The following is a 12,708-nucleotide window of genomic DNA, read 5'->3' on the forward strand; positions in this document are numbered from 1 at the left end:
GAATCAGGCGGCCGGTTCGGATGCGGTCTCGTCCGCCCCGCTGTCAGTGCGTTCAAGCGCGAACCGGTAGCCGCGCCCGCGAACCGTTTCGATCGGCTTGATCGTGTTTTCCGGATCGAGTTTGCGACGCAGGCGACCGATGAAGACCTCGAGTACGTTGGAGTCGCGGTCGAAATCCTGCTGGTAGATGTGTTCGGTGAGATCGGCCTTCGAGACCAGCTCGCCGGCATGCATCATCAGGTATTCGAGCACCTTGTACTCGTAGCTGGTCAGGTCCACCGGGTTGCCGTTCGAGCTGACCGTCTGCGCGGTCGTGTCGAGCGCGATCGGGCCGCATTCGAGGAGCGGACGCGACCAGCCGCTGGCCCGCCGCACGAGCGCGTTGAGACGGGCCAGAAGCTCCTCGACATGGAACGGCTTGACCAGGTAATCGTCGGCGCCGTACTTGAGACCCTGCACCTTGTCCTGCCAGGACGAGCGGGCGGTCAGGATCAGGATCGGGTAGCGCTGGCCGTCCTCGCGCAGCTGCTTGACCAGTTCCATGCCCGACATCTTCGGCAGGCCGAGATCGATGATGGCCACATCGAACGGAACTTCCCGGCCGAGGAAAAGGCCTTCCTCGCCATCGCCGGCGGCATCCACCGCAAACCCGTCGCGCTTCAATCGCGCTGCCAGGGTCTCGCGCAGTGGTGCTTCGTCTTCCACGAGCAGTACTCGCATCGCAATCTCCTGTTATTGGTCGGCCTTGATTTCAATGACGCGCACCTGACCACCAGGGGTCAGCACCTTGAAGCGGTAGATCTTGCGTTTGTCGATGCGCAGGGTCTGCACGCTGAGTACCTTCGCATGGGTATCACGCTGAATCATGGCCATGGCTTCCTGGACACTGATCTCGCGGGCTGTGACAGCCGACGAGAAGAGCAACGCGGCCATGATTGCTGCCAGCACAGGGAAGGGCTTGAGGCGCTTGGCGGCAATCATTTTCGCGTCAGGTCGTCATGGGTAACCGCTCGATGTACGCGGTTCGTGCAGTCTCGACTGCGCGCATTGAATTCCCGCTGAACTCGGTCATTCCGGCTCCGCTGAAATGCCGAAAATGACCATGCAGAACAACGGTTTGCAGGTCTCAAAATATCTCCGCGACGCAGCATCGCAGGCTTCCCCCGGCCTTTTCGATCTGCTCCAGCGGGGTGCTGCCAATCGAAAAACCCTGTTCGCCGAGCCACGTCCGCTGCGGCTCGGACAGGGCGCGGGCCGCCCGTTCGCTCATCCATACCCGGTTCCCGGCGAGACAGATCGCATTCGCCGCAAAGGCCGCTTTCTGACTTGCACCAAGCCACAGCGCTTGGTCCGGATAGAGACTCGCGATCGCCCTGGCGTCGGCGCTGTCGCGAAATCCCGATTCGGCGATCAGGGCGACGCGCCCGGCCAGGATCGCCAGCACGACGTTGGTGTGGTATTCGCCTTCCGCCAGTTCGAAGCAGTAGGTCAGACGCAGCCCAAAGGCCTCGTGCATTGCGCGCGCACCGGCCATGTCGCAGCGCTCGCCAAGACCGCAGTAACCGATTCCGCGGGCGCGATCGATGACCAGCGAACCGGTCAGTTCTGCCACCAGCGCGGCGCCGGACAGGTCGACGACCTCGCGACCGAGCAGGCGTTCGAACCAGGCCCGGATATCGGCACGCGAAGTCTCGCGCCGGCGCACGGCATGGCGCATGCGACCGACGATCAGGCGCCCGGGAGCGGTCGCGAATGCATTGTTCGGAAACACGCCATCGGGAGCCAGCGGATCACCCGGAAAGGTCGTGACCGGCACGTCCTCGGCCAGTCGGCGGGCGAGTTCGGCGTGTTCGGCCAGGGCGCGCAGCGGATCCGGCGCATCGCCGAGGTCCATGTAGCGATTGTCGCTGGCCGATTCCGCAGCCAGCGAAAAATCGATCGGACTGATCAGGAATGCGGCCTGCGCCGTAGCCGGAAGGTCGGCCGCGATCGCGCGGGTGGCGACGGCATCCAGGAAATCCTGCGGACGGGTGACGATCAAGTGCGTTTGCCCTTGCCCGGCGCGGGCTTGCCCGGGAAGCGGAAACAGCAGGTCAGGTGGTCGTTGACCATGCCGGTGGCCTGCATGAAGGCATAGCAGATCGTCGAGCCGACGAAGCTGAAACCGCGCTTGCGCATCGCCTTGCTCATCGCGTCGGAGTGCGCGCTGGTGGCGGGAACCTTGTCGTGCGCGGTCCAGCGGTTGAGCAGCGGCTCGCCGCCGACGAAGGACCATAGCCAGGCCTCGAGGCTGCCGACTTCCTCGATCACGGCAAGGCTGGCGCGTGCGTTGCTGCGTGCCGACAGGATCTTCAGCCGATTACGGATGAGGCCTGGGTCGTCGAGAAGGGATTCGAGTTCGCGGTCGCGCATGGCCGCCACCCGTGCGATATCGAAGCCGTGGAACGCGCGGCGATAATTTTCCCGTTTGCCGAGTACGGTGCGCCAGCTCAATCCCGCCTGGGCGCCTTCGAGTACGAGAAATTCGAACAGGCGTCGATCGTCGCGGACAGGGACGCCCCACTCGAGGTCGTGATAGTCGCGGTAGATCAGATCGACAGAATCTCCCGTCGCCCAAGCGCAGCGAACCCGGCCGTCGTCCGGCGCAGGAAGGTTCCTGGTGACGCGTTTGTCGCTGTTGTTCTCGGGTTTGCGGGCGGACATCGGCGGGCTCGGTGTCGCGGAGTCGACGCGTGAGCATACCCGCAGGGGCGCCTCTGTGGCAGCCCCGCGCCCGGCTCTTGCGTCATGGCGTTGCGCTGGTGCTTGCCGACAGCGGCATCCAGGGCAATGCATCGAGATCGACGTTGCCGCCGCTCAGGATCAGTCCGACGCGACGGCCGGAGAACTGCGCCGGATGCTCGAGCACCGCCGCCAGCACGATCGCCGCGGAAGGTTCGACGAGAATCTTGAGGCGCTGCCAGATCAGGCGCATGGCCTCGACCGTGCGGCTGTCGTCGACGGTCAGCGCCTGCACGCGGTGCGCGCGCAGGATCGAGAAATTGATCTCGCCGACCAGGGTGCGCAGGCCATCGCAGATGGTATCCGGGACGAAGGACCCGACCCGTTCGCCACGCCGCAGCGATTCGGCGGTATCGGCGGCGCCCGACGGTTCGGCAGCCCAGACCGTGGCCCGCGGGGCCATTGCAGCGACGGCGATTGCGGTTCCGCTGACCAGGCCGCCGCCCCCTACCGGCGCAACCAGCGCATCGAGCGGGCCGGTTTCGCCGAGCAGCTCCATCGCCGCGGTGCCCTGGCCGGCGATCACGTCGGGGTTCGTGTAGGGGTGCACGAGTGTCGCGCCGGTCTGCATGCGCACACGCTCGGCCGCCTCCTCGCGCGCGGCGATGCTCGCCGCGCAGCGATGCACGGTTGCTCCATAGGCCTCGATCGCGGCGACCTTCGAGCGCACCGCGCCTTCGGGGACGACCACGTGCGCGGCAATGCCGCGTGTGCGCGCAGCCAGGGCCAATGCTGCGCCGTGATTGCCGGATGAATGCGTGACGACGCCGCGCCTGGCGACCTCGTCCGGCAGCGACCATACCGCGTTGCTGGCACCGCGAAACTTGAACGCACCGGTTCGCTGCAAGGCTTCGATCTTGAAGTGGAGTTCGGCCCCGGCGAGCAGGTCGAGCGAGCGCGATCGCAGGACCGGGGTTCGCTGCGCATGCGCGGCGATGCGCGCGGCCGCCTCTTCGACGTTGGCGAAGGTGATCGCGCCCGCATGGGAATCTGCAGCCATGGAACCGGTCCGGTCGAATTCGGAATTTCACGATACACGCGCAGGATGGCGGCACGCCAGCGACGGTCGGGTCCACCGGCGCACCGGGCATGGCATCCACACGGCTTCCGACCTGTGCCGTATCGAGACATCGAAGCCGGCCGTCCGGCCAGGAAGGGCAGGCGGGTGCCGCGACGGCTGAGTCTAGCCAACGTGGTCGACGCTGGTTACATTGCCGCCTCGCTGTCCATCCGACAGCCGGAATCCACGCCCGCGCATGAACCCGAGTGATCGTCAAACGCATCCGCTGGTCCGCTTGCGCGATTACCGTGCCCCTGCGTGGCGCATGGAGCGGGTCGACCTGAGCTTCGATCTCGATGCGGAGCAGACTCTCGTCGAGGCGCGCCTCGAGTTGCGCCAGGACCCCGAGCGGCCGGACGCGGAATTGCGCCTCGACGGTTCGGCATTGGACCTGCTGGAAATCCGCCTCGATGGCCGCGACATCGGTACCGACCGCTACCGAATCGAAGCCGATGGCCTCGTCGTCTGCGGCGTGCGTGGCAGCGCCATTCTGGAAACGCGCAGTCGGATCCGACCGATCGCCAACACGGCCATGCAGGGCCTCTACCTGAGCGGGGCGCTCGAGACCGGGTTCCTGTTGAGCCAATGCGAGGCCGAGGGATTCCGGCACATCACCTGGTCGATCGACCGGCCCGATGTCCTGGCGCCATACACGGTGACCCTGCGCGCCGATCGCGAGCGCTATCCCGTGCTGCTCGCGGGGGGTGGCCGGGAGGCCGCCGGAGAACTCGATGATGGCCGCCATTGGGTGCGCTATGTCGATCCGCAGCCCAAGCCGAGTTATCTGTTCGCCCTCGTGGCCGGACGTCTACATTCGATCGAGGACGCCTACACGACTGCCGAGGGAAGACGGGTCCGGCTCGCGATCTGGGCCGAGGCGGCCGTTCTGGATCGCTGCCGGCACGCGATGGATTGCCTCAAGGCGGCGTTCCTGTGGGACGAGCAGACGTATGGCCGCAGCTATCGGCTCGATGCATTCCACATCGTCGCCACCCACGATTTCACGATGGGTGCGATGGAGAACACCGGTCTGAACATCTTCAACTCGAAGTATCTCCTGGCCGATCCGCTGCATGCCACGGACGACGACTTCCGGCACGTCCTCGCCGTGGTTGGTCACGAATACTTCCACAACTGGACGGGCAACCGGGTCACCTGCCGCGACTGGTTCCAGCTCAGTCTCAAGGAAGGCCTGACTGTCTACCGCGAGCAGGAATTCGAGTCCGATCTGGCATCGCGCACCCTGCGCAGGATCGAGGACGTGCGCTCGCTCTGGCGTACGCAGTTTGCCGAGGATGCCGGACCGCTGGCCCACCCGGTGCGGCCCGACCAGTATCGGGAAATAAATAATTTCTACACGACGACGGTCTACGACAAGGGCGCCGAAATCGTTCGCATGCTCGCCACCCTGCTCGGTCGGGAGGGATTCCGCCGCGGCATGGATCTCTACTTCGAGCGGCACGACGGCAGCGCCGTCACGGTCGAGGATTTCCTGGCCGCCCTGGGTGATGCCAACGCCCTCGATCTCGGTTGCTGGCTGGGCTGGTATCGACAGGCCGGAACGCCGGTGCTCGAGGCACATAGCCATTACGACGCCGAACGACGTTGCCTGGAACTGACGCTCCGCCAGCACACCGCGGCCACGTCCGGGCAAAGTGAAAAGCAGCCCCTGCCGATACCGGTCGCGCTGGCATTCTTCGATCAGCGCGGCAATCGTCTGCCGCTGCAGTGCGACGATGCCGAGCGCCTGCGCGGGGACGTGCTGCTGCTGGAGGAGGCGGAGGCTACCTTCCGCTTCACCAACCTCGACAGCAGTCCCGTGACGTCGCTGTTGCGAGGCTATTCTGCACCGGTGCGCCTGGTCACCAGCTTCGATGCACGCGGCCTTGCCATCCTGGCCAGCCACGAAACAGACGGCTTCAATCGCTGGCAGGCCGCCGACGCGATGGCGCGACAGGCGTTCGCGCAACTGCTGGCCGGCGAGCGCGGCGGGCAGCCCTTCCTCGAGGCCTGGATCTGCAGTCTACGGGCGAGCCTGGCCGAGTCCGCAATCGAGCCGGCAACGCTGGCCGAAATGCTGACCGTCGCCGACCTGGCGGCCCTGGCTGAGCCCTTGGCCGAGATCGATCCCGATGCCGTATTCAAAGCGCGCCTGACTCTCGAAACATCATTGGCGCGCGCCCTGGAGCCGGAGCTGCTCGAAAGTTATGCCGCCTTGGCATCGGCTTCGGCGGAAGGAACCGAGCCCGCGGCGCAAGCCCGGCGTCGATTGCGCAACCGTTGCCTGCAACTGTTGTGCGTGGTCGATCGGCGACATCACGTTCTGGCCGCTGCCCACTACACCCGGGCCAGCTGCCTCAGCGACCGTCTCGGCGCACTGACTTGCATCGTGCATTCGGCCGCTTCCGCGGCACCGGCGCTGCTCGAGGAATTTGCAGCCGCCTATCGCGATGATCCGACCGTGATGGACAAGTGGTTTGCGGTGCAGGCGACCATGCCATCGGCGGCAGCGCTCGAGCGGGTCTGCGAATTGACCGGGCACCCCGCCTTCCGCTGGGACAATCCGAACAAGGTCCATGCGCTGCTGCTCGGCCTGGCCCATCGCAATCCGATCGTCTTCCATCGCCTCGACGGGGAGGGCTATAGGTTCACGGCCGCAGCGATACGGAAGCTCGATGCCATCAATCCGCAGGTCGCGGCCCGCCTGGCCACCGCGTTTGGAGGGTGGCAGCGCATGGAGCCGCGGCGACGCGCGGTGATGCGTGAGGAAATGCGCCGACTGCGGACCGCCGAAAACCTGTCGGCAGACGTGGCCGACATACTCGGGCGCAGCCTGGGCGAGTCGTAACGAGGTCCGATCGGACCGCGGCGGTCGCGTGATGCCGGTGCCTATCCGCTGCGTGACAGGTTTCCGGCCAGGGCAAGGCCGCCTTCACCGTGTCCGTGACCGGGCAGCGGGTCTCGCGCATCGCCGAGGCCGTGGCCGTGCTCCTCGCCCGGTCGGCGCCTGCTCACCTGCGGCTTGCATGACTTGAATGCGACGCATGAAGGGCGCATGTTGAAAACGATGCCCCCTGGCGGGGCGATGACTGGAGAAATGCCATGTCTCGCCTGATTCCCCTGTTGCCCCTGCTGCTCACCCTGGCGGGTTGCGCGACTTCGTCGGGCACCGTCTATCACTACGAGGGTAGCGGAGACTACTACTCCACTTCCGACAGCGCCGGCCCAACGCTCGATTCGAGCGGCCCGGGTTACGGGTTCGCCCATGGTTACGGCTACGGCGGGGGTCTCGGCTACGGCTACGGGTTTGGACTCGGCTATGGTCTGGGTGGCTATCCGGGCTTGTGGGCGCCGTGGTATTTCGGCTATTCGCCCTACGTCTGGTGGCCGCACCCGTATGAACATGACAGCGGAACATGGCGCGAGTCGCAGGTCCAGCGTGATCGCGCCCTGCGCAGCACGCTTGTGGCGCGACCCGCGATCGCGGCGCCGCTGCGCGCCAAGCCGGGCCGGCTGCAACCATCGCTGCGTCCTTCGCCCGTCCCGTCCCGGTCAGGTGCTGATGCGCACCGATCAACCGTGATCCGACCCGCTGCACGCCCGGCGCCGCCAGCGCGAATGACCGCACCGCCGGTCATCCGTACCGCGCCGCCGCCGCGAAACGTGCCCCACAAGCACTGATTGCGGACAACAAAAAAGCCGCGCTTTCGCGCGGCTTTTCGTCCACCGGGAGTACTGCCGAATCGGTGGTCAGGCGGGCAGGCGGCTGAGCGCTTCGTTGATCCTTGCGCGGCGGCTTTCAAGCTGCTGCAGCTGGGCGTTGGCGTCATTCATCGCTGTGGTCGAGCGCATGTCCTGCATTGCCATTTCGAGGCGACCCAGTTCGATCATCAGGTCGTGGCGCAGGAAGAGTGGATTGAGGTTCATGCTGGCGGCGGTGGACATCATGGTGACGTGCTCCCGGGGTGATGGTTGGTCGATTGATAGGTAGCAAGGGGCGTGCCAACTCACCGAAATCGGGCCTGGATCAAGAAAAGTCCGCGAAGCGTGCCGCCCGACTGACGCTTCGTGTCGCAAGTTGACCGGGTCTGGCGTGCCTCACCCTGGCCTGCCGCTTTTCCGCGATTACGGTCACAGTCTGCCAATTGCTGTTACCGATAAGGTCAGCCAGGCGCACTCACCAACAGCGGCCACAAAAAAATGCCGCGCCCTTGCAGGCGCGGCATTTCCTGTGGGTTCGGGAGGTTTGCTCAACTGGCGCCCGGCACCATGGTCCTCCTGGATTCCCCCTGTTCATGAGACCGCCGGGCGCCAGCCTTTCTGTCGTCGCCCATCAGTCTGTGCATGCTCCCACCGGCGCGCAGCCAGCCCCTGAATTCCGACTTTCGGCGTGCTCGCATACGCCTAGCGCCGGTGGGAGTGCGATGGATCAACAGCAGGTTCCGTGCCAAGCATCGAGCAGCACAGCCCTGGGTTAGAATTGCATGGGTCTGCAACGAGTGGTCGCTTCATGTCTTCAAATCCCTCGCATCGTTACGATGTGATCGTGGTCGGTGGCGGCCATGCCGGCACCGAGGCCGCGCTCGCCGCGGCGCGCAGCGGCGCGCGAACCCTGCTGCTCAGCCACAGCATCGAGACCATTGGCCAGATGAGCTGCAACCCGGCCATCGGCGGCATCGGCAAGGGTCATCTGGTCCGTGAAATCGATGCGCTGGGCGGCGCAATGGCCGAGGCGGCTGACCGCGCCGGCATCCAGTGGCGCACCCTGAATGCGTCGAAGGGACCGGCCGTGCGCGCCACCCGTTGCCAGGCCGACCGCGTGCTCTACAAGGCGGCGATCCGTGCGATCGTCGAGGCGCAACCCGGTCTGCAGTTGTTCCAGCAGGCCGTCGACGACCTGCTCGTCGAGGGTGGTCGGGTCATCGGCGTGCGGACCCAGGCCGGCCTGCGCTTCGAAGCCGCAAGCGTGGTCCTGACCGCCGGCACGTTCCTCGCCGGCAAGATCCACATCGGCATGGCCAACCATTCCGGGGGCCGCGCCGGTGAAGCGCCGGCCCAGCGACTGGCCGAACGCATGCGCGAATTGCCGATTGCCGTGGACCGGCTGAAGACCGGCACGCCGCCGCGCATCGATGGGCGCACGATCGACTTCACGGGGCTCGAGGAACAACCCGGCGACGATCCCGCACCGGTGTTTTCATTCCTCGGTTCACGGGTCGACCATCCGCGCCAGGTGAGCTGCTGGATCACGCATACCAGCGAGCGCACGCACGAGATCATCCGGGCCGGCCTGGATCGTTCACCGCTCTACAGCGGAACGATCGAGGGCGTCGGTCCGCGTTATTGCCCTTCGATCGAGGACAAGGTCGTGCGCTTCGCCGACAAGACCTCGCACCAGATCTTCATCGAGCCCGAAGGCCTCGATACCTATGAGATCTATCCGAACGGGATTTCGACGTCCCTGCCGTTCGACGTGCAGGTCGAACTCGTGCGTTCGATCCGCGGCTTCGGCAACGCGCATATCACCCGTCCGGGCTATGCCATCGAATACGACTACTTCGATCCGCGTGGACTCAAGCCTTCACTGGAGACAAAAGCGATTTCCGGCCTCTATTTCGCCGGCCAGATCAACGGCACCACAGGCTACGAGGAGGCGGCCGCGCAGGGCCTCATCGCCGGACTCAACGCATCGCGCGCGGCGCGCGACCTTGAGCCGTGGACGCCGCGTCGCGACGAGGCCTACATCGGCGTATTGATCGATGACCTGACCACCAACGGCACGATCGAGCCGTATCGGATGTTCACCTCGCGGGCCGAATACCGGTTGCACTTGCGCGAGGACAATGCCGACCTGCGCCTGACCGCGCAGGGGCATGGCCACGGCTGCGTCCCGGAGGCGCGGTACGCGCGCCTGCAACGCAAGAACGAGGCAATCGAGGCCGAACGCGCGCGCCTGCGTGCGCTCTGGGTGACGCCGGCGAACGAACTCGGACGCGCCCTCGAAACCACCCTCGGCGTGGCCGTGAGCCGCGAGGCGCATGCGCTCGATCTGCTGCGCCGTCCCGAACTCGACTATGCCGGGTTGGTCCGCGTGCCTGGACTCGGGCCGCCCGTGGACGATGGCGAGGTCGCCGAGCAGGTCGAGATCGGCATCAAGTACGCCGGCTATCTCGAGCGCCAGCGCGAGGAGATCGAGCGCAGCCGCAGGAACGAGGACACGGTCATCCCGCAGGATTTCGACTACGAGCACGTGCGCGGGCTGTCGGCCGAGGTCATGCACAAGCTCAAGGGTACCCGGCCGACCACGGTCGGCCAGGCGCAACGCATCAGCGGCGTGACCCCGGCCGCCATTTCGCTGCTCCTCGTCCATCTCAAGCGGCACCGGCGCGTCGCCTGAATCCCCCCAACCCCTGCAGGCACGCAGGCCCCTTTGCGGCCCTGCTGTGCGTGCGGTATCGCAGCCAAGGAAACAATGTCCAGCATCGAACATCGCATCGCCCGTGAAATTGCCGCGCGCCCCGAACAAGTCGAGGCCGCCGTCGAACTGCTCGATAGCGGCGCCACCGTGCCGTTCATCGCCCGCTACCGCAAGGAAGCCACCGGCGGACTCGACGATTCTCAATTGCGCCAGCTCGAGGAACGCCTCGGTTATCTGCGCGAACTCGAGGAACGCCGCGCCGCCGTGCTCGCCAGCATCGATGAGCAGGGCAAACTCAGTGAAGATCTGCGCGCCGACATCCTGGCCGCCGACAACAAGGCGCGCCTCGAAGATCTCTATCTTCCATACAAGCCGCGACGCCGGACCCGGGCGCAAATCGCGCGCGAGGCGGGCCTCGAGCCGCTGGCCAAGACCCTGCTGGCCGATCCCGACCAGCCGCCCGAACAGGCTGCGGTAGCCTTCGTCGACGAGGGCAAGGGCATCGCCGACACCAAGGCGGCGCTCGACGGTGCGCGCGCGATCCTGCTCGAGAGCTTTGCCGAGGATCCGGCCCTGGTAGGGGCATTGCGCGACTGGCTGACGACCAAGGCCGTGATCCGAGCGAGCGTGGTCGCCGGCAAGGAGAGCGAAGGCGCCAAGTTCCGCGATTACTTCCAGCATGTCGAGCCGATCGGCTCGATTCCCTCGCATCGGTTGCTGGCCCTGTTCCGTGCGCGCAATGAAGGCGTGCTCGATCTCGAACTGGCACCCCGGCCGACCACGCCGCAGCGCACCAGCGCGACAGAGGATCCCGGTGCGGCACTCGACGAAGCAGCCGCGGCCGGACATGCGGAGGCCGAAGGGCGCGTGGCCCGCCATTTCGACATCGCCGATCGTGGCCGGGCGGCCGATCGCTGGTTGCTCGAGACCGCGAGGCAGGCGTGGCGGGTCAAGCTGCACTTGCATCTGAGTCTCGATCTGTTCGGGCGTGCCCGCGAGGCTGCCGATGCCGAAGCAATCCGCGTGTTCGGCGACAACCTCAAGGACCTGATGATGGCCGCACCCGCCGGACCGAAGACCGTCATGGGACTTGATCCAGGCATCCGGACCGGAGTCAAGTTGGCCGTCGTCGACGGCACCGGCAAGCTGCTCGATACCGACGTGATCTACCCGCACGAGCCGAAGAAACTCTGGAACGAATCAATCGCGCAGCTGGCCGCGATCTGTCGTAGGCATGCGGTCGACCTCATTGCGATCGGCAACGGCACTGCGTCGCGCGAAACCGATCGCCTGGTCGCCGAACTGATTCGCAAGCATGCCGACCTGCGCCTGGCCAAGGTCGTCGTCAGCGAGGCCGGCGCCTCGGTCTATTCGGCCTCGGAAGTCGCGGCGAAGGAGTTTCCGAACCTCGACGTCTCCTTGCGCGGCGCCGTATCGATTGCCCGGCGCCTGCAGGATCCGCTCGCCGAGCTGGTCAAGATCGATCCAAAGTCGATCGGCGTGGGCCAGTACCAGCACGACGTCAACCAGGTGAAGCTGGCGCATGCCCTGGTCGCGCGTGTGGAGGACTGCGTGAATGCCGTGGGCGTCGATGTCAACACGGCATCGGCCCCATTGCTGGCGCGTGTCGCCGGACTGAGCCCTGCGGTTGCGGAGAACATCGTTCGTTATCGCGAGGCGAACGGAGCATTCCGCAATCGCAAGGCGCTGCTCAAGGTTCCGCGCCTCGGCGAGAAGGCGTTCGAACAATGCGCCGGCTTCCTTCGCATCACCGAAGGCGATGATCCGCTCGATGCATCGGCTGTTCATCCCGAGGCCTATCCCGTCGTGCAGCGGATCATCGAGCAGTGCGGGCGCGAAGTGAAGTCGCTGATCGGCGACAGCCGCTTCCTGCGCTCGCTCGATCCGCAGCGCTACACCGACTCGATTTTCGGCTTGCCCACGGTGCGAGACATTCTCGGTGAACTGGAAAAGCCGGGCCGCGATCCGCGCCCCGAGTTCAGGACCGCCACCTTTGCCGAAGGCGTCGAAGACATCCGCGACCTCAAGCCCGGCATGATCCTCGAAGGTGTGGTCAGCAACGTGGCGGCATTCGGCGCCTTCGTCGATCTCGGCGTCCACCAGGACGGACTCGTGCATGTTTCCGCACTGTCCAATTCCTTCGTCAAGGATCCCCGCGACATCGTCAAGGCAGGCGACATCGTCAAGGTCAAGGTCATCGAGATCGACATCGCGCGCAAGCGCATCGGTCTGAGCATGCGCCTCGACGACGAGCCGGGGACATCGCGCAGGCCTCTCGATGCCGGCATGGCCCGACCATCGTCATCGAGACCGGCGCAAACCAAACTTGCCCCGCAGGCGGTTACGCCCGCCGCCGGAGCCCTTGCTGAAGCCTTCAACAAGGCGCGTCGCTGAAGCCGGCCAGGCACTGGTCGCAAAAAAAGGAAAG

Annotated in this window: 11 protein-coding genes; 4 read left to right on the top strand and 7 right to left on the bottom strand. The window is 65.8% G+C overall.

The genetic code is table 11. The features are described 5' to 3' along the window. Positions 1 to 3: 3 nt before the first annotated feature. From BM125_RS02350 to BM125_RS02370, 5 genes are all read right to left on the bottom strand, one after another. On the bottom strand, positions 4 to 720 hold the full coding sequence (locus BM125_RS02350; RefSeq protein WP_092404479.1) for a response regulator transcription factor: 717 nt from the start codon (positions 718 to 720) through the stop codon (positions 4 to 6). 12 nt (positions 721 to 732) lie between these two features. Then, complete coding sequence (locus tag BM125_RS02355) at positions 733 to 981, bottom strand: PepSY domain-containing protein (protein WP_092404481.1); 249 nt, start codon at positions 979 to 981, stop codon at positions 733 to 735. Between the two features lie 145 nt (positions 982 to 1,126). Further along, positions 1,127 to 2,041: an arginine deiminase-related protein gene (locus tag BM125_RS02360; RefSeq protein ID WP_092404483.1), complete on the bottom strand. Its 915-nt coding sequence runs from the start codon at positions 2,039 to 2,041 to the stop codon at positions 1,127 to 1,129. After that, positions 2,038 to 2,703, bottom strand: coding sequence for a DNA-3-methyladenine glycosylase I (locus BM125_RS02365; RefSeq protein WP_092404485.1), 666 nt, complete (start codon positions 2,701 to 2,703; stop codon positions 2,038 to 2,040). The genes BM125_RS02360 and BM125_RS02365 overlap by 4 nt, the downstream gene beginning before the upstream one ends. Positions 2,704 to 2,785: 82 nt before the next feature. After that, complete coding sequence (locus BM125_RS02370; RefSeq protein ID WP_092404487.1) at positions 2,786 to 3,781, bottom strand: pyridoxal-phosphate dependent enzyme; 996 nt, start codon at positions 3,779 to 3,781, stop codon at positions 2,786 to 2,788. Between the two features lie 256 nt (positions 3,782 to 4,037). Between BM125_RS02370 and pepN the strand changes: the two genes are divergently transcribed. Further along, positions 4,038 to 6,689, top strand: coding sequence for an aminopeptidase N (gene pepN / locus BM125_RS02375; RefSeq protein ID WP_092404489.1), 2,652 nt, complete (start codon positions 4,038 to 4,040; stop codon positions 6,687 to 6,689). A gap of 41 nt (positions 6,690 to 6,730) precedes the next feature. Here pepN and BM125_RS20795 read toward each other — a convergent pair whose 3' ends face one another. Then, entirely contained in the window at positions 6,731 to 6,856 is a 126-nt protein-coding gene (locus tag BM125_RS20795; protein WP_281243919.1) for a hypothetical protein, read from the bottom strand. An 87-nt stretch (positions 6,857 to 6,943) separates the two neighbouring features. On the opposite strand from BM125_RS20795, the gene BM125_RS02380 reads away from it, so the two are divergent. Further along, positions 6,944 to 7,522: a hypothetical protein gene (locus BM125_RS02380; RefSeq protein WP_092404491.1), complete on the top strand. Its 579-nt coding sequence runs from the start codon at positions 6,944 to 6,946 to the stop codon at positions 7,520 to 7,522. Between the two features lie 69 nt (positions 7,523 to 7,591). Here BM125_RS02380 and BM125_RS02385 read toward each other — a convergent pair whose 3' ends face one another. After that, complete coding sequence (locus tag BM125_RS02385) at positions 7,592 to 7,789, bottom strand: hypothetical protein (RefSeq protein ID WP_092404493.1); 198 nt, start codon at positions 7,787 to 7,789, stop codon at positions 7,592 to 7,594. Positions 7,790 to 8,351: 562 nt separating this feature from the next. On the opposite strand from BM125_RS02385, the gene mnmG reads away from it, so the two are divergent. Further along, positions 8,352 to 10,238: a tRNA uridine-5-carboxymethylaminomethyl(34) synthesis enzyme MnmG gene (gene mnmG / locus BM125_RS02390; protein WP_092404495.1), complete on the top strand. Its 1,887-nt coding sequence runs from the start codon at positions 8,352 to 8,354 to the stop codon at positions 10,236 to 10,238. Between the two features lie 75 nt (positions 10,239 to 10,313). After that, positions 10,314 to 12,674, top strand: a complete 2,361-nt coding sequence (locus BM125_RS02395; protein ID WP_092404497.1) for a Tex family protein — start codon at positions 10,314 to 10,316, stop codon at positions 12,672 to 12,674. Positions 12,675 to 12,708 lie beyond the last annotated feature (34 nt).

This window comes from Dokdonella immobilis (genome assembly GCF_900115085.1).
GTDB lineage: Bacteria > Pseudomonadota > Gammaproteobacteria > Xanthomonadales > Rhodanobacteraceae > Dokdonella > Dokdonella immobilis.